The organism is Rhodococcus sp. MT28 (assembly GCF_058792695.1).
Genome location: NZ_JBXAFD010000001.1, coordinates 1,584,930 through 1,606,294, shown reverse-complemented (window position 1 = coordinate 1,606,294; position 21,365 = coordinate 1,584,930). Strand labels below are relative to the sequence as shown.

The window sequence follows — 21,365 nt, the reverse complement described above, 5'->3', positions numbered from 1 at the left end:
GTGGTGTGTGAGACCGGTGCTTTTGCCCACGGGTCGTCACAAACGATGTGCTGTGGCTGCCAGATTAGTCACAGCCCCGAAGTGCTCGCTAGTGACCCACTGCACTGGCGAAGAACCACGCTATGAGTAGCGCTCCCGGATCGACTACTCCGCGAGCGGCTTCGCCCACATAACTTGCACGTCCGCGGTTCGCGAGCATGGTTTCGGTCGACTCCGCCCCGGCCGCTGCGGCTTCCGCTGCGCTCGCCAGCGCAGCATCTCGATCGGCTTCCGAGCTCACGGATTGCTCCAACGACTCGACCGCCGGAACTATCGCGTCGACCATCGTCTTGTCGCCGACGCGTGCGCCGCCGAGCGAGGTGATGTTGTCGAGTCCCGCTCGCGCTGCAGCCGCGATCGCGCCGAGGTCGAGTTCGGAGTCCGCCGAGTCTGCGGCAACGCGGAAGAAATGCCGGAACCAGATGCCGAACAATGCGCCGGAGGTGCCACCGGCGTGGCCGAGGTACGCCTGTGAGACTGCATCGAATATCGTTGCGGTGGAGTACGTGTCACGGATCGCCGAGATGTCGAGTTGATCCAGTGCGGCCACCATGTTGGTCCCGAAATCGCCGTCGCCCGCTCGTCGGTCGAGATCGGTCAGTGCCGGTTCCTGATCCAGTACCTTCTCGGCCCAGTCCGCAATCCAGCTTCCGACGAAGCTGCTTTCGGCGGTGCGTGAGGTGTCGGGTGTGAATGTGGGACCGAAAGATTCGCGCGTGCCCATGCCGGTGTACTCACGCGCTATAGCATTCGGCCAGGCGGGCGCTTTTGTTGGTGCGTCCCATAATTCGAGGATTTCTTTGTCTGTGCGAACAAGGGTGATGGACGCGCCTGCCATGTTCAATGCAGTGACGAAGGTTCCGATCAGTGTCCGCTCGATGTGAATTCCCTGTTCGTCCAGATAATCTCCGAGTTCGGCGAACAGAAGTTGCAACTCCAGCGGGTGGGTGGCGCCGAGACCGTTGACGACGGCGATGACGCGGTCGCCTTCGGCGAGACTCAGGGACTTGATGATCGGGTCTGTCAGCCGCCGCACCAATTCCGGTGCGGGCAGGGCATCCACGCGTTCTGTGCCGCGTTCGCCGTGGATGCCGATACCGAGTTCCATCTGACCCGCCGGCAAGTCGAACGACGGCTCGTCAGCCCCCGGCAAAGTGCATGGGCGAAGAGCGACGGCCATGCTCCGAGCGGAGTGCGCGACGTGTTGTCCGATCCGGGTCACCTCGGCCAGGTCGTCGCCGCGGGCGGCGGATGCGCCGCAGACCTTCTCCACCACGATGGTTGCCGCAGTACCGCGTCGCCCCGGGCCACTGCCGTCTGCGCGTTCGGTCGCGACGTCGTCGTCGACCAGGACGACGTCCGTATCGATCTTGTCCTCGCGTAGCAACTCTCGGGCGATACCGAAGTTCATCACGTCGCCGGTGTAGTTCTTCACGATGTGAAGGACGCCGCCGCCGGCGTCGGCAGCCTTGGACCCCTCGTGGATCTGAAGTGCATTGGGTGAGCTGAAGACCAATCCGGGGCAGACGGCTGTGAGCATTCCTTCGCCGATGAATCCGGCGTGCATGGGTTCGTGGCCTGATCCGCCGCCGGAGACGAGCGCGACCCGTCCGCGGGGAAGTGGCCTTGCGCGTGTGAGGTACCCAGGATCGGGATTCCACGCGATGTCGTCGGTGGATGCGATCAACCCACGGAGTGCGTCGGGAACAAATGTCTTTGCGCTGCGCATGAACATCACTTCAGAGTAGGTCTAACGTCGACTTCGGGCACGGATCACGATCGACGAGAGGTGGACGGCGTGAAATTGGGGTTGGTACTTGCCGGTGGCGGCGTTGCGGGAATCGCCTGGGAAACAGGTTTTCTGTTGGGCCTTCAGGACAAATCACCGGACACTGCCGCTGCGCTGCTGACGGCGGACGTGTTGATCGGCACTTCCGCAGGTTCCACGGTGAGCGCTCAGATAGCGAGCGGCGTGACACTGCAAGAACTTTTCGACGCACAAACAGCGGAGGCTACCGGCGAAATCGACCCGAAGGTCGATGTCGAGGTACTCGGTCAGATGTTCGTCGACGCGATTGCAGGATCGCAGGACCGGGCCGAGCAGCTCCGTTTGCTCGGCGAGGCAGCGATGAGAGCCGATACCGTCGAACCCGCCGTGCGTCGTGCGGTCATCGAGGCGCGGCTGCCCAATCGGTTGTGGCCCGACCGGGAGTTGCGCATCCCGGCGATCAACGCGCAGACCGGTGAGTTGAGGGTGTTCGGCAATGCCTCCGGCGTCGACCTGATCGACGCAGTCGGAGCGAGTTGCGCTGTCCCCGGGGTGTGGCCGGTAGTCACGATCGACGGTCACCGGTACATGGACGGCGGAATGGCGAGTGGCTCGAATGTTCATCTGGCTGCCGACTGCGATGTGGTCGTGGTTCTTTCACCTGCTGCCGATCCCGCCCCGAATCTGCTTGGCGGCAGCCTACGAGAGGAAATCGACGTGATGACGCCCTTGCCCGTGCTGCCTGTCTTCGCCGACGACGCCGTCGTCGAAGCGATCGGAACGAACTCGCTTTCACCGACAACCAGGCGCCCCGCAGCCGAACTCGGCCGCGAACAGGGCCGTCGAACCGCCGACGAGATCGCCGCGTTTCTGGTGACGGCATGAGCGCCGCACGGATTGCCGTCGTCGTGCGCCCGGAGCAATCTCCGGAAGATCTGGTTCGACATGCCAGGTATGCAGACGAAGTCGGTATCGACGAGGTCTGGTTGTGGGAAGACTGCTTCTTCGGCGGAGGAATAGCCACTGCTGCAACTGTATTGGCTGAGACCGATCGCATGGGTGTGGCGATCGGTGTGCTGCCGACGCCGATGCGCAACACCGCGATCACGGCGATGGAGATTTCAGCGCTGGCCAGAGTTCATCCGGATCGACTACGGGTTGGCTTCGGTCACGGCGTTCAGAGTTGGATGCGGCAGATCGGGGCCAAAGCCGAATCGCCGTTGACCCTCCTGCGGGAGCAGTTCGGAGCAGTCGAGCGGCTACTGGGCGGTGAGTCGGTGACGGTGTCCGGTCGATACGTGAATCTCACGGACGTCACGCTGGCGTGGCCACCGGAGACGGTGCCGCAGTTGCTCGTCGGCGCCACGGGGCCAAAGACTTTGGCGCTCAGTGGCGAGTTGGCGCAGGGCACCGTGCTCTCGGGTGGGACGACCCCGGACGGCGTGCGTCGGGCGATCGCTCACATCGGGGCGTCGGATCACGAGGTCGTCGTCTACGTCATCTGTGCTTTCGGTTCCGGCGGTCGTGAGCGCGCCCTTGCCGAGGCCGCAGCGTCCGGTAGCGAGTCGCCGGAGGATGCGATTGCCGTGGGCAACGCGGCCGAAGTCGCGGCAGCAGCACGGCGATGGGTTGCAGCAGGTGCAACCACCGTGGTACTCCAACCGACTGTTGACGAGCCGGATGTCCGCGAGTTCATTCGCTTTGTCGCGCAGGAGGTTCAACCCCTGGTGGCGTAGTTCAGAAGGTTACTCTGGACAGAACCGCGTCGATGTCGGCAGTGCTCACGTCGCGATGTGTCACGAACCGAACCTTCCCGGCAACGGTGACCGCGCCGACATCGACAGCGGCGAGCTGAGCAACGGTGACCGACGGATCGGCTGTCGCGGCCAGAACGATGTTGGTGGCAGGTTCGTCGACGGCCCAACCGCGTTCACGAAGCCCCGACGCGAGGCGCTGCGCGTTGTCGTGATCGTCGGAGAGGCGAGCTTGTGAGCGCAACGCGACGATGCCGGCTGCGGCCAGCACTCCGCCCTGACGAACGCCGCCGCCGAGCATCTTGCGGATCCTTCGGGCTTCGGTGATCAATTCGGGTGATGCGGCGAGTATCGAGCCGACCGGCGCACCGAGTCCCTTACTCAGGCACACCTGAACGGTATCGGCGCCGGAAGTCAATTCGGTGGGCGAAACATCGAGTGCAACAGCGGCATTCCAGAGACGGGCGCCGTCGAGGTGAATCTTCAAGCCGCGTGATCGCGCTGCGTCGACCAGCTTCGTCCATTCGGTCGGATTCATGACGGCACCGCCGGCGAAGTTATGAGTGTTCTCGAGACAGAGCAGCGTGGTGTTCAACGCGAAGTACGGGCCGGGGGAGCCCGCCGCCTTCACGACCGTCTCGGGGGTGGGACGTCCGGGTCCGCCGTCGTGCGGCAACGCCATCGGCATTCCCTGGGCGAGCCAGGCCGCGGTGCCCAATTCGGAGCCCAAGACGTGAGAGTGTTCCGGTGCCAGGAACTGATCGCCGCGGTGAAGGTGCAGCATCAGCGCAATCAGGTTGCCCATCGATCCGCTCGGCACCCACAGTGCCGCCGGTAAACCCAGAGTGTGCGCCACCTCTTCCTCGAGCGCCGCCATGGTCGGGTCGTGATCGAGGACGTCGTCACCGACCTCGGCGTCGGCCATCGCCTTCCGCATCTCCGCATCAGGCTTGGTGACGGTGTCCGAGCGTAGGTCGATGTACGACGAAGTCATGGCTCATTCGATCAAGCCGCGTGTTCCGGCGTCAAACCGCGGTATTTCCAGGACGGCTCTTCCGGCCTGATAAATCGATATCGCTGAGGATGCCTTCCGTGTGATGATGAGCGTCGGCAATCGCCGGTGACGAGAACAAGAAGTGGAAGGGGACAGGCATGCGCGACTGGAAGCAAGCGTTGCACCTGCGCGGGCACTCACCCCGCGGTATTTCCCATCCCGCATTCGGGGAACAGAGCGGCGCTGGATATATGCCGTTCCCCATTTCTTGCATTTGCTCCTGACCCGTCTTCGTGTCCAGGAGTTTCACTCCTCGACACGAACTGAGAACTCTCATGCGGAACCCGAACCGCGCACTTGCTCACAGTTGGATGAACCGCCCCGTCCGGGTACTCAACGCCACGTACGAGTACCTCGGTGAAGTGAGCGCCGATCGTGCGGTCGTCCTGATCGCCACCGGCTCCGCGCAGTCCACCGAAGACGTGACCCCGATATTTCCGGTGCGCTCCAAGCACGTCGAAATCCCACTGCCGAGGACGATCCTGCTCGCCGAGTACGTGTACGTTGCTCACCGGGTGACGGTCACCGATTCCAGTCGGGCCACTTTTGCCGGTGTCTTCGACCGGGACGGTCGTCAATGTGCGTACTGCGCCGCCCGGGCAACGACCATCGACCATGTCCAGCCGCGGAGCCGTAACGGGCCCAACACGTGGGGAAATCTGGTGGCGTGCTGCAGTTCCTGCAATCAGCGCAAGGCGGATCGCACTCCGGCCGAGGCCGGTATGCGGCTGCTGTGGGAGCCGAAGGCACCTCGGCGCATCGAGAAAGTGCAGCAGAAGATCTGGCGCGAATTGAGTCGGACGTGACAGTCGAAGGGAGCCAGTGATGTGCGCTGACGAAATCTCCAATTTGGCTGAGCTTTTGCCGATCTCGGACGACCGGACGTGGTGGCAGGCGGAATGCCGAGGAGACCCCGAGCCGGACCGGTGGTTTCCCTTTCCGTCCGAGGGATACGACTACGCGACCGACGTGTGCAACAGGTGCCCGATTGTGGCTTCGTGTCGTGAATTCGCCTCTGCCACTGGTCAGACCGGAATCTGGGGTGGAGTGAAGTTCGAGCAGGGCAGGATTGTCGCGGCGTGAGGGATCAGATTCCCGGCTCCGCGGCGATCGTGCCGGCCGACACCGCCCGGCACAGAGCGTCGTGGTCACGCTCGGTCTGATCGGCGTAGAGCCGAGCAAACCGGGTGAGGGCGGTGTCGACCGTGTCCGAGGTTCCCAGGTAACCGGAAATCAGTGACGCGCCACTGGTTCGTGCGTGTCCCTTGGCCAGTAGGCGACCGCAGATCGCGACATAGTCGGTCAAGGCTGCTGCATCGATATTGTTCAGGTCCACAGAACCTTTCATGTTCCGGAACTGACGGACGTAGTACTGGCGGTCGTCCACGGTGCACCACCCGAGCAGTGGATCGCTGACTGTCTGGAGAGCCTGCTGGTATTCCGCGACGCGTCGTCCTTGGTGGTCGTGCCAGGCCGAGTCACCGTGCACGAAGGGTGCAACGACGGATCGGCGAGCCTGCTTGAGCTGCAAGAAGATGACGTCGTCCGGGATGCTCCCTTCGCACAGGGCCACATAGGCGCGCAGAGCGACACTCCCGACTCCGACAACCCGGTGCGCGACGTCGATGACGTTGTATCCCGAGACGACTCGGCGCCAGTGTGGTGCAAGGGTTTCGAGATACTCGTCCAGACCCTCCAGGAGGAAGTCGGTGTCCTGCGGCGTGAGTCGTGTTGTGAGCGGCGGGTTCTCGACCAACTGGCGCCGTCCGTGATCCTCGACGGTGAACCGCGGCACCGCATGGTCACTCGTACGCCGCCGGGCGCGCTCCGCGGCGCGCCTGATCTCGGCCAGCAACCCAGGATCGGTGACGTGGTCGGTGAGTCCGTCGAGATCGACCCGGTCGAAGGAGCGATCGAACAGTGGACGCTCGGACAGCTTCGCCAAGTGGAGGCGATACGCGGACACACACGAGGTTGTTGCTGTTTCGCATTGAGCTTCGGTGAGACCGTTCTGCCGACCGGCCACCCAGATGCTCGCAGCCAGCCTTCGTAGATCCCATTCCCAGGGGCCGGGATGTGCTTCGTCGAAATCGTTGAGGTCTATGACAAGTTCGCGTTCCGGAGATCCGTAGAACCCGAAGTTTCCGACGTGCGCATCTCCACAGATGACGGGAGTGATGCCGGTGGACGGCAGCTGCGCCATGTCCTCTGCCATCAATCCGGCGGTACCGCGCAGGAATCCGTATGGCGAAGCGACCATTCGCCCCACACGGATCGGAACCAACCAGTCGAGTCTTCCCTCGTGTGCCGTGTTGACCTGATCGACCGGGTCACGTCGATCGGATGGGGGCGTCCAGTCGCCGAGCGACGATCGCGCCACTCGCTTGCGCAGGCCTTTCCCGATCTTGCGACGCTCACTGCGGGGCGTCTGACGCGCCCGCAAAGTCGCCCTGCCGTCCGGTTCGTTCTCGAGAGCCAGCTGACCGGCAGGCCTGTTCAGCGGGTCCATGTCGGGCTCTCTTTCGTCGGGCGTGCGAAACTCGCGCTCGATCTTATGCCCGCCGGATTGTGCGCCGCGCGACGAGTTCCTTAACTACCCGCCTGGGCAATCAACTCGACAGCGCGGTCGGCGCACAGTTCAGGATCCGGCATTCTCCCGATACCGAGGCATTCGACAACGGCGAACGACGCATCCGGTGTGGTTTCCACGCCGAGCGCCCACCCGAAGTAGTGATTCCAGGCGAGTACGGCTCGGTGGCCACTGTGCTGCGGAATCTCGCTGCCCAGAACGAGTACTGCGTCGAACGCGGGGCCGTCGCACCAGATGACCGATTCGGCGAAGGTGGAGCTGGCGACGGCGACTACGTACCTGTGACAAGTCGATTCACTCGGAATGGCGATGTGTGCACGCATGGTCGCTCCTCCGGCTCGGTTGCGATCGGAGGGTTCCCCGTTGCCGGCGCCGAAAAAACGCTTGTCAGATTACGTCCCGGCCACAGATCTACGACGCAGACGGTGCCTGAGATGTTTTTGTGCTGCCCGCGCGACCGAGCGAGTCGAGAGATACTGTTCGGCCGGTATCAACCGGGAACCGAACAAGTAGAACCTTCGGGCTTCGTCGTGGTCGTGGGTGGCCGCGGAGATGAGCAGACGTTCGATCGCGGTGAACTTTCGCCCACCGGCGTAACCACTCATGTAGTCGATGTGATTCGTCATACTCGCTCTGGCGCTACGGTATTCGGTCAATGCAGCGTTCACGTTCCGATGTGAGTCGAGTGTGTCTGCCGGCGTCTCCGTCAGCATGTGCGCGGTCGCATCGACCAGCATCTGAGCGGTCTCGAGTGCCCACGAGCATCCGATACCCCACAACGGGTCGTTGGTTGCCGCAGCGTCGCCGATGAGTGCGAACCCGTTACCTACGGGTTCGGTGAGGGTTGTGGAGAAGTGTTTGGTACCAACGATCTTTCCGACGATGTGCTCTCGCCGAACAAGCGGAGCGCCGGGTAATGCGTTGGCGTACTCGAGGAAAGCAGTAGACAGGTCGTCAGCGAACGAGCCGAGCTTGTCGAGGGCAGGGAAGACCACCAGCACGCTGATTCCGCCGTCGTTGGGGAGCAGATAGGCGACGTCGGGATCCATGAACCACGACAATGACGTTTCTCCGCCGGGTCGTTCAAGTCCGGAGAGTTGGGCGAAATAGCTGAAACGCCCGTTGGATGCAGTCACGGAGTCACAACGAGCGGATCGTGCGACGGTCGAATCCTTGCCGTCCGCTCCGACGGTCAATCGTGCTTCGACAGTGAAGACCGAACCCTGTTCGGTGCCGTAGACGCCTGCAGTAGTGCCGTTCTCGGTCAGTAGTCCGGAAACGCGATGCCCGAGAAGAAGGTCGACGTTCGGGTAGTCGTTCGCGAGTTGGCGCAGTAGGGGGTCGAGAGTTTCCCTTCGGACGTTGAACCCAGGTGGCGGTGAGTTCTCTGCGGCATCAGGGGTGATCATTCCCCACGGGGTCCAGAATGTCGGAACGGTTTCCACCATTCCCAGGGCGAGCAGTTTTTCCGTGGCGCCGAGTCGTTGCAAGATCGGGGCACCGCACGGTTGCAGGTGGTGAGTGCACAGGACTTTGTGCGCCCGGATGTCGGAGCGAGCGTCGAGAAGCGCTATCCGCAGACCTTGCTGGGCGTACATGATTGCGGCCGCGCATCCCGCGATGCTCGCGCCGACAATCACAACGTCATACTTTTCCCGTGCCTTCGAAGTCACTCGATCAGCTTAATGCATAAGATTATAACTTAAATATGACTGGATTCAGTCATCGTGTTCGGGCGTTAAGTCCCGAACTGCGGCCCGGATGGACTGTTCACGAAGCTCGTTCTCTCTGCGCAGTTCACGACGCCGTCGCCCGGCCTCGAATCGCTGCCTGGCGATTGTTCCGGTCGGCCGGAGTTGGGGTACCTCAGCCGGTTTCCCGTCGCTTCCCATCGCCACCATCGTGAAATAGCAACTATTGGTGTGGCGAGATTTTCCGAGAAGAATGTCTTCGGTTTCGACTCGAATTCCGATTTCCATCGAGGTGCGCCCGGTGTAATTGACGGAAGCGCTGAACGTGACGAGTTCGCCGACATGCACCGGTTCGCGGAACACCACACGATCCACCGACAGAGTCACGACGTAGGTCTGGGCATATCGACTCGCGCACGCATAGGCAACCTGGTCGAGAAACTTCAGAATCGTTCCGCCGTGCACGTTGCCCGAGAAGTTTGACATGTCCGGCGTCATGAGGACGGACATGGACAAGGTTTGTTTCGATGCTTGCTGCGATGCTTGCTTCAATTCAGGTAGGGAGTTCGATTCAGACATCAAGCGGGCCTCTTCGGTTCGGTGGACGGTGAAGAGACCGTATCCGGCCAAGAGGGTTACCCGCGCGTTCGGAAGAGCGCGGTGTCAGAGTTCGGGACAGTGCCCGTGTGGAGGACGTATTCGCTGGTGGCGACGGGGCCGGCCGCGCTCGACCTGAGATAGGGCTCGAGCGTCGAGCGGAGGTGCGCTGACATCGAAGCCCAATTCCCTGTGCTTCGAACGGCCTCGCGAAAGTTCTTCAACGCCGGTGCCTGGTCGCACAGTTCCTCGACGGGATCCGATCCGGCTGGTAGTTGCCACTCGAGCAGGTGCGAGGCCGAGCTCACCGACTCCAATCCGGCTGCTGCCTTCTCGAATTCGCTCGAGCTCGACCATGTCGTCGGTAGTGGTGTGATGCCATTCCACGCCGAGGCGGCCTCCCGGCGGAGTGCTGCTGCCCACCCGTTCTCCGACCACGTTGCGACGCAGATCTTTCCGCCTGGCCGGGTCACCCGCATCATCTCTGCGAGGGCAATCGAGGGGTCGGGACAGAAGATGATCCCGAAGATGCTGACGCAGGCGTCGGCACTCGAATTCGGCCAGGGTAAAGACTGCGCATCGCCGATCGTGAAGTTGGGTTGGGTAGTGCCGGGGTGGGGAATCCAGCGTTCGCGTGCGACCTCGAGCTGGCTGGCGGAGAGGTCGAGTGCGTGGACCGTCATGCCTGACTGAGCCGCCGGGAGCGCAAAGTTCCCGGTTCCGGCGCAGACGTCGTACACCGTGCTCACATGCCCGATCGAGCGCAGTGCCTCCGTCGATGCCGGTGAGAGTTGCTCGGCAAGAGGCGAATAGGTCGTACCGTTCCAGTTTCCCCGATTCACGCCAAGCTCCTTTCGACGGCGTCGATGACCGTGTCGAGCGCTGCGCCTGCCGCGTGCGCTGCTTCGTCGGGGTTGCGTTCCTCGATGGCTGCGATCAAGGGTCGGTGCTCGTCGACGTGGAAACCTGGACCGACACTGACTGCGGACAGCGAATCCGTCACGGCGGCAAGGACTCCCCGGTAGACGTCGATCAGTGCGGAATTGTGGGACGCCTCGACGATCGAAAGGTGCAGGGCCATGCCGGCTTCGACAGTGAAGCCGCCGACATGACCGGGGTGGGCATTCCAGGCTGCATGTATCCGCGCGAGATCTTCGGGGGTGTGGCGCTGCGCTGCAAGTCGCGCGGCTTCGACCTCGAGTCCGCGTCGCAGGCTCAGTACGTCGAGAACGTCACCTCTGGCGAGCCTGCGCCCGAGTAGTCCTTCGACCGGCGACGCCGCCATGACGTACACGCCGCCACCGTGGCGTACGGACAGAACTCCGGCGTGTGCAAGCGCCCGTACCGCTTCGCGCATGGTGTTTCGGGCGACTCCCAATTCTTCGACCAATGCGGTCTCCGGCGGGAGTTTCGATCCGACGGGCCATCGACCGGTCGAGATCGCCTCCTCGATCGCCGCGGCGACGATGTCTACCTTGCGTCCGGAATCGGCCATGTATGTCACCTCGGATAAGTGGGTCAATGACTTGATCGAGGTTAGCGAGCCCGACCAAGTGGGTCAATGACTCGGAAATTACCCGCGTACGTCCAGGCTGCGGGCGTAGTGCTCCTTGAATACCTCGAGATGTGCCCAAGATTCCAAGCCGCTGACACCGTCGATCCCGCGGATTCGCTCGGACAGCGCATGCAGGTCGCTCGAGGAGTTGGCGGCGACCGTCGCGATCACGTCGTATCGTCCGAGGGTCCGGGCGAGGAATTCGATTCCGGGCAGCGACTCGATCTCCGATACCGCGTTGTCGTCCCGTGAGCCCAGATTGACGCCGATGCCCATCGCCAGCGTTCGGCCACCACCTCGCCGCTTTACGACAGCGCCGACGCGCAGTGCCGTGCTCGCGATCAGATGATTGACCCGGTTGCGCACGGCGCTCGGCGACAGTCCGGTGTGTTCGGCCAGCTCGAGAAAGGGCATTCGCCCGTTGCGCTCGAGCAGTTCGATCAACGCGACATCTGTCGAGTCGAGTCGGATATCGGCTTGTAAAGCGGTCTCGGGCATGAAGATTCCCTTGATGACGTCGACGTAGACCAGCGTGCTCACGGATCGAACGCCACGTTGTGAGCGGAGTTCGGCGATGGCACGGTACAGATCGTCGTGACTGGGCACCCGAAGTTCCGCAATCACGTTGTACTGCCCGCTGACTGCCGAGATGTAGACGGCGGCCTCGGATGCGATCAACGCGTCCAGCACCGGGGTCATCGGTCCGGACACTGCGATCGAGACGTGTGCAAGCGCCTTCAGCCCGAGAAGTTCGGGGTGCGCGACGGCCACTACGGACACCGTTCCCGAGTCGAGTAGCGCCTGCACTCTGGTGGACACCGCCGCTCGTGGGGCGTCGACCGCCACGGACAGTTCGCGGTACGTCGCTCGCCCGTTGCGCTGAAGTGCGGCAATGAGCTTGGAATCGAGATCGACCGTCATGGTTGCCCCAACTTTTCCAAAGATTTTTCTGTATGAGCTTCCTATTAGAACAGTCGCATGTGGCCATGGATGATGTGGATAAGTGCAGAAATGCTCGAAAACTCATACAAAAAAGTTGTATACCGCCTGGTCTGAAACTTTGATGCATTGCATAGCTCCAGGTCAGGGCGTAGTTTTCGCTCAACACGCAGTGACCTGCACCACCATCTCGACGAAGGACCACCATGCGCAAGTTGCACACGCACGAAGCCTCGCCTCTCGACGCCACCGGCACGATCTTCACCGGCGCCAAGATCCACACCGTTGACGACAGCACGGTGGGAGCCGAAGCGTTCCTGGTGTTCGGAAACCGCTTTGCAGCGGTGGGAACGCTCGAGGAATGCCGCACCGAGGCGCGTCGGCTGAGCACTCGCACAACCGCGGTGGTCGAACTCGACGGCGCCACCGTCGTCCCCGGCTTCGTCGATCCACATGCACACCCGTTGATGTACGGGCAGATGCTCAGCTGGGTGGACTGTGGGCCGGAGAAGGCACATTCCATCCCCGGAATCATTGCGCTACTTCAGGAAGCGGCGCTCACAGCACCTGCGGGCGTCCCGATTCGCGGATACGGCTACGAGCACCGCAACCTGATCGAAGGGCGTCACCCGCTCAAGGAAGAGCTCGATCAGGTGGCCACCGATCGCGAGGTCTACCTCATGAACGCGAGCGGTCACGGCGGCGTCGTCAACTCCTTCACTTTCGACAAGCACGGTATCGACGCGAGCACCGAGAATCCGGCCGGTGGCGAGTTCTTCCGAGATGAAGACGGCGAACTCACCGGTGAGCTCTCCGACGCCGCGTGCAACATTCTCACCGGCGTCAACGGAGTGAAGGTCGGCCATCACGGCCCCAACTTCCATCTCGAGGACGAGCCGGAAGAGCACCTTCGCCAGCTGTCGGTCGCTCAGGACAAGTTCCTGGCCGGTGGCGTCACCACCATCGGTGACTGCCAGGTGACCCGGCGTGAATTCGACATGTACCTGCGTCTGGCCGAGCAGGATCAGCTCAAGACCCGCGTCAGCATGTACATGCTCAGCCACCTCCTCGATCACGTCATCGACACGGGAATGCACGGAGCCTTCGGCAATTCGCGGCTCGCGTTCGGCGGCATCAAGTTCTACGCCGACGGCACACTCGGAGGCTGGACCGCATACTTCCCCGACGGCTACGTGGGCGACCCGTGTCGCACCGGGCAGCTCTACCACGAGCCGGCGGACTACTCGGAGCTGATTGCCAAGGCACATTCGGTGGGTCTGCAGACCGCCACGCACGCTCAGTCACCGACCGCCATCGACATGGTGCTCGATGCCATCGAAGCTGCGCAGAAGGCTCACCCCGACGCCGACGCTCGTCACCGCATCGAGCATTGCGGACTCCCGACGGCCGAGCAGATCGCAAGGATGAACCTGGCCGGCGTCTACCCGGTGAACCAGCCACAGCACTACTACAACTGGGGCGAGGGCGTCACCGCTGCGATCGGCACTCCGGGCGAGCGGTTCAACCCGCTCGGCGAGTTCATCGCTGCCGAAGTTCCCGTGACCATCAGCTCCGACGCCCCCGTCGCAGAGCCGAAGCCGCTCGAAGCAATTCAGGCAGCCGTTACTCGTGTGACGCGTCAGGGCCATCAGCTCGGCTCCGATGCACTCCGCATCACCGCCGACCAGGCATTGCAGGCTCATACCCTCAACGGTGCGCGTGCGCTGGGCCGCGAAGCAGAGCTGGGCAGCATCTCGGTCGGCAAGCGGGCCGACTTCGTCATTCTGGGCGCGGATCCCCTCGAGGTTCCGGCCGACGCGATTGCGCAGATCGAGGTCCGAGAGACCTGGATCGACGGCGAACTCGCACATTCAGGTCATAACCACCTATTGTCGAGCACTTCGACCACCGAGGAAAAGTAATGAACCGAGAGCAACAGATCGTGAAGGCCCGCAAGGCGGGATTTGCAGCCTTCGTCGGTACAACTATCGAGTGGTACGACTTCTACGTGTATGCCACGGCAGCCGCCCTGGTGTTCGGTGACATCTTCTTCCCACCCGGAACCGACCGCCTGACCGGCGTTGCGGCGGCGTTCGCGACATACGCCGTCGGTTTCTTCGCTCGCCCGCTCGGCGGAATCGTGTTCGGCCATGTCGGTGACAAGATGGGCCGACGCACCGCCTTGGTTGTGACTTTGACGCTGATGGGTGCAGGCACGTTCCTCATCGGCATGTTGCCCACTTACGCGTCGATCGGGTTCTGGGCGCCGTTACTGCTGGTACTGCTCCGCTTCGTCCAGGGCTTTGCCGTCGGCGGCGAATGGGGCGGCGCGGTCCTGATGGCCGTCGAGCATGCACCCGAGGACAAGAAGACCTTCTACGGCGGTTTCGCTCAGCTGGGCAACCCGGCCGGCGCGCTCCTGGCCACAGGTTTCTTCAGCATTCTCTCCACCTTCGGCGACGACGCTCTGCGCGAGTGGGCTTGGCGACTGCCGTTCCTCTGCTCGGCGCTGCTGATTCTCGTCGGCTTGGTCGTTCGCCTGAAGGTCGAAGAGTCCCCGGTTTTCGAATCCGAGGTGAAGTCCGCGGACGTACCGGAAATGCTGCCGCTCAAGTACGCGCTGGTGACCAACTGGCGCCCGATCATCCTGGGCATCGGCATTCTGCCCGTCGCAGTCGGCGGCTACTACCTCGTGACGACCTTCATCACGGCATACGCAACCGACCCCGATGTCGGATTGTCGGAGACGTTGATTCTCAACGCGCTCAGTGTCGCTGCAGTGGTCGAGTTGATCGCGACTCTCGGCGTGGCGTGGCTCGGCGACAAGGTGGGACGCGTCCGCGTCGTCATCTGGGGCCTTGCGGCAGTCGCGATTCTCGCAGCGCCGCAGTTCCTGGTGCTGAAGTCCGGATCCGTGTTCCTGATCTTCCTGACCTTCGCTGTCATGCGACTGGTGCTGGCGGCCACGTACGGCCCGATCGCCGCCGTCCTGTCGCAGATGTTCAAGCCGCAGGCCCGCTACACAAGCATTTCGTTGGCGTACCAGGGTGCAGGCGCGATCTTCGGTGGGTTGTCTCCGCTGGTGTCGACGCTGATGTACAAGGCAACCGGCAGCATCTGGCCGGTCATCGCACTGCTGATCGGCATGTGCGTCCTGAGCATCGTCTGCCTGCTCTTCGCTCCGCAGCATGTGGACGAGGCGACAGATACCGACGGTGCTCCGCAGGGCCTGAACAAGGAATCGGCTTCCGCCTGATTGCCGAGAGTCGGCTTCCGCCTGACAACTGAAAACACGACAGCCGGGGCAGTACACGATTTCCGTGTACTGCCCCAGCTGTCGTTTCAGGTCAGTTGTCGTTCAGCGCCGGTTACGCGCCGACGAGATGGCGATGAAAATGATCGCTGCGTCGGTGGGCCTGGCTGAGATTTCTGATCTCACGCAGCCAGAAGTGAGACGCCAGCGTGTTACTGCTTCCGTAACCAGTGCCGGACGTGTCTTCGTCGATCAGGGCGACAAGCGCTTTGATCAGGCTGGTGACCTTGAGGTTGTTGGTCTGAGAATGTCGGAGCAACAGCTCGGCGGCTTCGTCGGTGCTGCAACGGTAGAGGGTACAGACGATTTCGATACCGCGCTCGCGGATCCGGCCCGAAGTAGTCGGGATCCGTAGACCGTTCGTCGAGTTGCTGTTCGTCTGGTTGTTCGTGTCGTCGGGGTGAATCATGGTGTTGATCAAGGTATTCCTTTGAACCGCAGGGTCTTTGGGCCCGTGCGGTGTGTAGCGCATGTTGATACTGGTGCAGTCGGTACGCGATTGGCGGCGGACTCCGTCGGAGCCTTCGGCCTGGTCAACAATCTGCGGGACTGATGAAAGTGCGTAGTGATCAAAGGCGCGGATTTGCACCGAACTGGAAGTCTGCCCCTGGAACGAATACTGGAACTGTTGTTCCGGGCGAAGCGACCGGCTGCCTGACTGACGGCTGCCCTCTGATAACCCCACCGTACGTCATCGATTGAGTTTCAGCTAATTCTATTTCGAGCGGCTGAGAGCACTGTGGCCCGTATTACCTGCTCAAGAGGCATTTATGTGGCCGATTATTGCTTGCTTGGTGGTAGCCCAGGCGTCGGTCGTCGGGTTGCCGAACTCGCCGTGGCCGACGCCGGGAAGTTCGATCAGATCGACCACGTCGCCTGCTGCTCGGGCGGCACGGGCATAGCGCCGACTCTGTTCGACCGACACGACCTTGTCTCCGAGTCCGTGGATCACCGTGACGGGGAGGCCGGTGGGGAGGTGCTCGATCGGTGATGCGATGCGGTAGCGATCGGGATGATCGGTAGGCATGCCGCCCAGAAGATTTCGAACAAATCGATCTTTGCCCGCGGTTGCGGCGAGCGTCATGTCGAAGACGCCGGCCATGATCGTCGTCGAGCGAACCGGCACCGAGAGGTTTGGTTCCGGGGCGTCTGCACCCTGTTGGGATCGCGATGCGACCCAGGCGGCAAGTTGTCCACCCGCGGAGTAGCCGGCGATGTGTACACGGCTCAAATCCAGTCGCCCGGAGGCCTTTTCCTGAACGATGCCGGCCAGGGCGTTGGTGGCCGTAACGGTATCGGAGAGCGTGGTCGGCCAACCACCCTGACCGCCGACGCGTCTGTATTCGATGTTCCAGACCGCAATTCCGTACGGGGTCAGGGTTTTTGCCCACGCGCCCGCGTATTCGAGATTGCTCTTCTGGGCCCATCCACCGCCGTGAATGAGTACGACGACCGGCAGGTCACCGTCCGATCCTTCTGGAAGATACAGATCGCCGAAAGTGTCTGCGGCCGCGGCGTAGGCGATGCGGACCGGAGCGACGTCGCGGTCGAGGCCGGTCGCACTGCTGACAGATGCGAGGAGGGCGAGTGCACAGACCAGCACTACGGCGAGATACCCGGCCAAGCGGTCGCGGGAGCGGTGCGCGATGACCTGATTCCTCTCGGCAGGCGACGGACGATAATTCGGAAATCAGTCTATCGGTGCCAGGTGAATTTATGGTGTGAGCGAATGGGCCGTGCTCGCTCGCACGCGGAGTTCGCTACGCGTATAGCTCTGAACTGGGGGTTCGTCACCGTTGACCAGAGCCAACAGTGCATCTACGGCCGCTGCCGCCTGTTCTTGGGGGAAGAAGTCGAAGGCAGTGATCGGGGGCTGGGAAACCAGCAGGGCGGGTTCGTCACTGTCCTGTGCAATCAAGACGTCACCCGGAATCGACAGCCCGAGATCGAGGGCCGCTCGCGCCGCTGCCGGGGCGCAACCGAGAATCAACGACAGGATCGCGTCAGGCGGAGTCGAGGAGTCGAGGGCCTCGCGGGTGGCCGCATACGCGGCCCCGATGAGGCCTCCGACGGTGCTGGCGCCCGGAAACGACGTCAATTCCTCGCTGGTGCGTGGTGCCACGCCTCGGGCGCGGCACCACTCGAAGTAAGCGAAAGTCGTTGCGCGGGTCCACTCCGAATGCATTCCGGGAGTGAGGACGAAAATGTCCCTTGCGCCACGTTCGGCGAGGTGGTTCAGAAGAGTCTCCGTGGTGGAGACGAGGTCCGGTGAGGTGGAGTATCCGAACTGCCCGGATTGTCCAGGACCCACTGCGACAGAGGGGATTCCGATCTTCTGCAGAACTTCGACGCGCGGGTCGTCGACCATCGGGTCGACGACCAGTACGCCGTCCATCTCGATGCGCCGCAGTCCGTTCGGATCTTTCATCGACGGCAGTAGGAGGAGTGAGTGATCGGCGTGGAATGCAGCCTGGGTCGCGGCGGTCGCCACGCGCCCGTACCAGTCGAAATTGAGGTACTCGGCCGATGACAGTTGGTCGGGAGCGGGGAGCATCAACCCGAGGGTGGCAGTCCGGCCTGACCTGAGATTCTGGGCCGACCGATTGGCACGGTATCCAAGGCGGTCGGCAACCTCTTGAACCCGAGCGCGAGTGGCCGCGTCGACCCGGCCCTTGCCGTTGAGTGCATAGGAGACCGTGGACACCGCGACGCCGGCGGCGTTGGCGACATCACGAAGCGTCGGCGAAACAGGGGTAGCCACTGCGGATCGTTTCTACTCGTTGGTCGGTTTGTCTCCAGCCTATCGATCAATCGTTTCGGCATGTTGCGTGCACCGGTGAGGGGCACCTCAAAACAAAACGTCGAATCGTTTCAGCGCAGGTATTGACACTGATGAAACGATTCGGCACTCTCTTAGGAACACCGGGCGAACGTCGAGAGAAATTCGGGCGAACCTCGGGAAACCTGACCAGGCAGGCGCATACTTGCCTTAACTCGCGGAGCCTCCCCATGACCGAAAAAACCGACCCTCCCGGTGCAGGAACGCATTCTGAATCCGGTTCTCCCACGTCATCCTCGGGCCTGCGCGCCGGAACTATCAACAGCCGTCATCTGGTCTTCTTCGTCATCGCCGCAGCGGCGCCACTGACGATCCTGGTGGGATTCGCGCCACTGGGCCTGATGGTTTCCGGCGCTGCGCTTCCGGTGGGGTACGTCGTTCCCGGGATCGTCTATCTACTGTTCGCCGTCGGCTTCACAGCGATGAGCAGGCATATCCGCGGCGCGGGCGCGTTCTACGCCTACATCACCGAAGGGCTCGGAAAAACAGTCGGCGCAGGCGCCTCTGTGCTGGCTTACATCGGCTATCTCGGTGGCCAGATCGGATTCGTCGTCGCTTGCGGCATCTTTCTCTCGTCGACGATCGAGTTGTTCTTGGGAGTAACCGTTTCCGTCTACACCTGCGCATTGGCGGTCGCAGTTCTGGTCGTGGTGGTGGGATATCGCAGGGTCGATATCGGCGCGAAGGTGCTGGCCGTTTTGATGGCGCTCGAGCTCGGCGTCCTCGCAGTCTTCTGTGTGGCGGTTCTGTTGAAAGGCGGCCACGAAGGACTGTCGCTCGACAGTTTTTCGCCGTCGACCTTCATGACAGCCGGACTGGCGAGCGTCTTCGTGTTGACCTTCACCTCCTTCGTCGGTTTCGAGCAAACGGCGATCTACAGCGAGGAAGTTGTCGATTCCAAACGCACAGTGTCGCGTGCGACCTACACAGCAGTCACTGTTCTGGCTGTGGTCTACGCATTCTGTGCTTGGGTGATCGTGCAGGCCGTCGGCCCGAGTCGGATGGGCGACCTACTCGGCGGTGACCCGTCCGAGCTGATCTTCGATCTCAACAATGAATTTGCCGGCTCCATGATGACCGACGTGATGCATCTGTTGATCGTCACGAGCTTCTTCGCGGGTTGCCTTGCCCTCCACAATGCTTGCAGTCGCTATCTGCTCACCATGGGGCGCGCGAAAGTCTTTCCTGCCGCGCTTGCACGGGTTTCGCCGACCACTGGAACGCCGAGCGTCGCCGGAATCACACAAGGCGCACTGGTATTCGCGGCAATCGCCGGCTTTGCGCTGACGCCCGCAGACCCGTACACCCAAGTAGTCGTGTGGACGAATACACCAACGATCATCGGTGTGCTGGTGTTGCAGGTTCTCACTTCCGTCGCCGTGCTCAGGTTCTTCTCGCAGGATTCTCGCGGTGAAGGTCTGTGGCAGAGGTTGATTGCACCCTCGCTCGCTGCAGTGGCGTTGATCGTCGCGCTCGGATACCTCTTGATGAACATGAGTGACCTGACCGGGTTGACCACCGCGCAAAACTTCTTGTTGGCAGTGCCATTGCTGTTGGCTTTCGCATTCGGCGTGGGACGCGGGATGCGCGTACGTGAACACTCGGTCGAGGAGTTGTCGGCATGAGCGAATACGCATGGTCGGTCCCCGGAGGGTTGGTCGAACGTCCCGGAATTGTTCCGGGCGCTCCCGAGATATGGGTCTATGCGGACAGGTTCTCGTACTTCGGTGGTGACACCGTCTCGATCCGAGTGCATACCACCGCAGAAGAATACGACCTCGAAATTGTTCGAGACGGCGCCCGGCCGCAACAGGTCGCGCAATACGTCGGTCTGCCGGGCAAGCAGCAGCAGACGCCTGCCGACGCGTACGCAGTGGGCTGCGACTGGTCGGAATCCCTTGCCGTCGAGATAGATCCGAAATGGACGTCCGGCATGTACTTGGTTCTGGTCCGGATGCTCCACGAAGGGGTGACTATTGAGCGGGAGGGCTTCTTCGTCGTCAAGGCGCGCGAACCCGAGCATGCCGACTTCGTACTCATTCACACCACCAGCACGATGTTGGCCTACAACGACTGGGGTGGGGCAAACCACTACCGAGGTGTTCCGGACGGCTCCGGCGATGTGCCGACACCGATTTCCTCGACGCAGCGTCCCGTCGCGCGGGGGATGTTGCGCAAACCCGAGGGCGCAGCACGCAACATCCACACCGACACACCGGGAATCGGATGGATACCCCGTCACCCGCCGTACGAATGGGCGTGGGTGAACGGCTACTCGCGTCACCATGCGGACGCCTTCTGGGCCACTTACGAGAGGCCGTTCACGGTCTGGGCGGAAGAGCAGGGGTTCCGCGTCCACCACGTGACACAACACGATCTGCATAACGATCCGTCAGCGCTGCATGGATATTCATGCGCAGTTGTCGTCGGTCACGACGAGTACTGGTCCTGGGAGATGCGTGACCGCATAGATGATTTCGTCGAAGAGGGTGGTGGTCTGGCGCGATTCGGCGGGAACTTCCTGTGGCAGGTACGCCTCGAAAACGACGCACAAGTCTGTTACAAGAATCCGTTCGACGATCCGATGCGAGAAGTCGACCCGACCCGGGTGACGACGGCGTGGGATTCGCCCGAGGTTGCCCGACCGGGGGCGTGGACGATGGGATTGACCGGCATGGCCGGTGTCTACAATCGTTACGGTGCAACAACTCCCAGGTCTTCGGGCGGTTTCACGGTATACCGGCCGGATCATTGGGCGTTGAACGGAACCGACCTGTACTACGGAGACAACTTCGGGATCGCCCCGATCTGTGTTGCCGGATTCGAGATGGACGGCGTGGATTTCACGTTCCGGAAGGGCCAGCCGTATGCGACCGGCGTCGACGGCGCTCCCGAGGATCTGGAGATCATCGCGATGGCGCCGGCAGTTTCGGGTTCGCGGGACAAATGGAACGGGAAAGTTCCGATCGGTGCGCCTTTCGCCGAAGTGCAGGGAATCATCGAATGCTTCTATGGCAGTGAGCCTCCAGATCACCTTCGTGATCTCGAATACGGATCGGGAATGGTCGCCTGTCACAAGCGAGGTCTCGGCTCCGTGTTCAACGCAGGTTCCACCGAATGGGTGAACGGGCTGATCCATCACGATCCGTTCACCGAACGAATAACTGCAAACGTACTGAATCTGTTTGCTGCACGAATTTCCAGCTCCAACACGAAGGAAAAATGA

Annotated in this window: 20 protein-coding genes; 8 read left to right on the top strand and 12 right to left on the bottom strand. The window is 62.2% G+C overall.

Features of this window, described 5'->3' with window-relative positions:
- Positions 1-88 precede the first annotated feature (88 nt).
- Positions 89-1,774, bottom strand: a complete 1,686-nt coding sequence (locus AC1Q6C_RS07745) for a dihydroxyacetone kinase family protein (protein ID WP_039973156.1) — start codon at positions 1,772-1,774, stop codon at positions 89-91.
- 54 nt (positions 1,775-1,828) lie between these two features.
- On the opposite strand from AC1Q6C_RS07745, the gene AC1Q6C_RS07740 reads away from it, so the two are divergent.
- Positions 1,829-2,692: a patatin-like phospholipase family protein gene (locus tag AC1Q6C_RS07740; protein ID WP_151098391.1), complete on the top strand. Its 864-nt coding sequence runs from the start codon at positions 1,829-1,831 to the stop codon at positions 2,690-2,692.
- Positions 2,689-3,543: an LLM class flavin-dependent oxidoreductase gene (locus AC1Q6C_RS07735; protein ID WP_210377824.1), complete on the top strand. Its 855-nt coding sequence runs from the start codon at positions 2,689-2,691 to the stop codon at positions 3,541-3,543. Before AC1Q6C_RS07740 ends, AC1Q6C_RS07735 begins: the two co-directional genes overlap by 4 nt.
- 1 nt (position 3,544) lies before the next feature.
- Here AC1Q6C_RS07735 and AC1Q6C_RS07730 read toward each other — a convergent pair whose 3' ends face one another.
- Positions 3,545-4,555 carry a threonine aldolase family protein gene (locus AC1Q6C_RS07730; protein ID WP_007730456.1) on the bottom strand — a complete coding sequence of 337 codons (1,011 nt, stop codon included), beginning with the start codon at positions 4,553-4,555 and terminating at the stop codon, positions 3,545-3,547.
- 335 nt (positions 4,556-4,890) lie between these two features.
- Here AC1Q6C_RS07730 and AC1Q6C_RS07725 point away from each other — a divergent pair, with 335 nt between their 5' ends.
- Together AC1Q6C_RS07725 and AC1Q6C_RS07720 are read left to right on the top strand one after the other, a co-directional pair.
- Positions 4,891-5,421 carry an HNH endonuclease gene (locus AC1Q6C_RS07725; protein ID WP_125052251.1) on the top strand — a complete coding sequence of 177 codons (531 nt, stop codon included), beginning with the start codon at positions 4,891-4,893 and terminating at the stop codon, positions 5,419-5,421.
- A 19-nt stretch (positions 5,422-5,440) separates the two neighbouring features.
- Positions 5,441-5,698: a WhiB family transcriptional regulator gene (locus tag AC1Q6C_RS07720; protein ID WP_007730463.1), complete on the top strand. Its 258-nt coding sequence runs from the start codon at positions 5,441-5,443 to the stop codon at positions 5,696-5,698.
- 4 nt (positions 5,699-5,702) lie between these two features.
- On the opposite strand, the gene AC1Q6C_RS07715 is transcribed toward AC1Q6C_RS07720, so the two are convergent.
- From AC1Q6C_RS07715 to AC1Q6C_RS07685, 7 genes are all read right to left on the bottom strand, one after another.
- On the bottom strand, positions 5,703-7,124 hold the full coding sequence (locus tag AC1Q6C_RS07715; protein WP_030536132.1) for a DUF2252 domain-containing protein: 1,422 nt from the start codon (positions 7,122-7,124) through the stop codon (positions 5,703-5,705).
- An 80-nt stretch (positions 7,125-7,204) separates the two neighbouring features.
- Positions 7,205-7,528 carry a DUF6292 family protein gene (locus tag AC1Q6C_RS07710; protein ID WP_003942947.1) on the bottom strand — a complete coding sequence of 108 codons (324 nt, stop codon included), beginning with the start codon at positions 7,526-7,528 and terminating at the stop codon, positions 7,205-7,207.
- A gap of 69 nt (positions 7,529-7,597) precedes the next feature.
- The gene (locus AC1Q6C_RS07705) at positions 7,598-8,878 is read right to left on the bottom strand and encodes an NAD(P)/FAD-dependent oxidoreductase (protein WP_030536131.1); all 1,281 of its coding nucleotides are present in this window, start codon (positions 8,876-8,878) and stop codon (positions 7,598-7,600) included.
- 45 nt (positions 8,879-8,923) lie between these two features.
- On the bottom strand, positions 8,924-9,475 hold the full coding sequence (locus AC1Q6C_RS07700; protein ID WP_042451572.1) for an acyl-CoA thioesterase: 552 nt from the start codon (positions 9,473-9,475) through the stop codon (positions 8,924-8,926).
- 56 nt (positions 9,476-9,531) lie between these two features.
- A complete protein-coding gene (locus AC1Q6C_RS07695; protein WP_065351558.1) occupies positions 9,532-10,335 on the bottom strand; it encodes a class I SAM-dependent methyltransferase in 804 nt (267 codons plus the stop codon).
- Positions 10,332-10,988, bottom strand: coding sequence for a FadR/GntR family transcriptional regulator (locus AC1Q6C_RS07690; protein ID WP_054186998.1), 657 nt, complete (start codon positions 10,986-10,988; stop codon positions 10,332-10,334). The genes AC1Q6C_RS07695 and AC1Q6C_RS07690 overlap by 4 nt, the downstream gene beginning before the upstream one ends.
- 78 nt (positions 10,989-11,066) lie before the next feature.
- Positions 11,067-11,969 carry an Lrp/AsnC family transcriptional regulator gene (locus AC1Q6C_RS07685; protein ID WP_007730473.1) on the bottom strand — a complete coding sequence of 301 codons (903 nt, stop codon included), beginning with the start codon at positions 11,967-11,969 and terminating at the stop codon, positions 11,067-11,069.
- Positions 11,970-12,193: 224 nt separating this feature from the next.
- Between AC1Q6C_RS07685 and AC1Q6C_RS07680 the strand changes: the two genes are divergently transcribed.
- A complete protein-coding gene (locus AC1Q6C_RS07680) occupies positions 12,194-13,909 on the top strand; it encodes an amidohydrolase (protein ID WP_030536127.1) in 1,716 nt (571 codons plus the stop codon).
- Positions 13,909-15,243: an MFS transporter gene (locus tag AC1Q6C_RS07675; protein WP_003942898.1), complete on the top strand. Its 1,335-nt coding sequence runs from the start codon at positions 13,909-13,911 to the stop codon at positions 15,241-15,243. Before AC1Q6C_RS07680 ends, AC1Q6C_RS07675 begins: the two co-directional genes overlap by 1 nt.
- A 112-nt stretch (positions 15,244-15,355) precedes the next feature.
- Here AC1Q6C_RS07675 and AC1Q6C_RS07670 read toward each other — a convergent pair whose 3' ends face one another.
- The 3 genes from AC1Q6C_RS07670 to AC1Q6C_RS07660 all read right to left on the bottom strand — a co-directional run bounded on the left by AC1Q6C_RS07670 (position 15,356) and on the right by AC1Q6C_RS07660 (position 18,061).
- Positions 15,356-15,721, bottom strand: a complete 366-nt coding sequence (locus AC1Q6C_RS07670) for a hypothetical protein (RefSeq protein ID WP_007730475.1) — start codon at positions 15,719-15,721, stop codon at positions 15,356-15,358.
- 336 nt (positions 15,722-16,057) lie between these two features.
- Positions 16,058-16,924, bottom strand: coding sequence for an alpha/beta hydrolase family protein (locus tag AC1Q6C_RS07665; protein WP_030536126.1), 867 nt, complete (start codon positions 16,922-16,924; stop codon positions 16,058-16,060).
- Positions 16,925-17,014: 90 nt separating this feature from the next.
- Entirely contained in the window at positions 17,015-18,061 is a 1,047-nt protein-coding gene (locus tag AC1Q6C_RS07660; protein WP_007730477.1) for a LacI family DNA-binding transcriptional regulator, read from the bottom strand.
- Between the two features lie 248 nt (positions 18,062-18,309).
- On the opposite strand from AC1Q6C_RS07660, the gene AC1Q6C_RS07655 reads away from it, so the two are divergent.
- The gene (locus AC1Q6C_RS07655) at positions 18,310-19,764 is read left to right on the top strand and encodes an APC family permease (RefSeq protein ID WP_007730482.1); all 1,455 of its coding nucleotides are present in this window, start codon (positions 18,310-18,312) and stop codon (positions 19,762-19,764) included.
- The gene (locus AC1Q6C_RS07650) at positions 19,761-21,365 is read left to right on the top strand and encodes a N,N-dimethylformamidase beta subunit family domain-containing protein (protein ID WP_007730498.1); all 1,605 of its coding nucleotides are present in this window, start codon (positions 19,761-19,763) and stop codon (positions 21,363-21,365) included. The genes AC1Q6C_RS07655 and AC1Q6C_RS07650 overlap by 4 nt, the downstream gene beginning before the upstream one ends.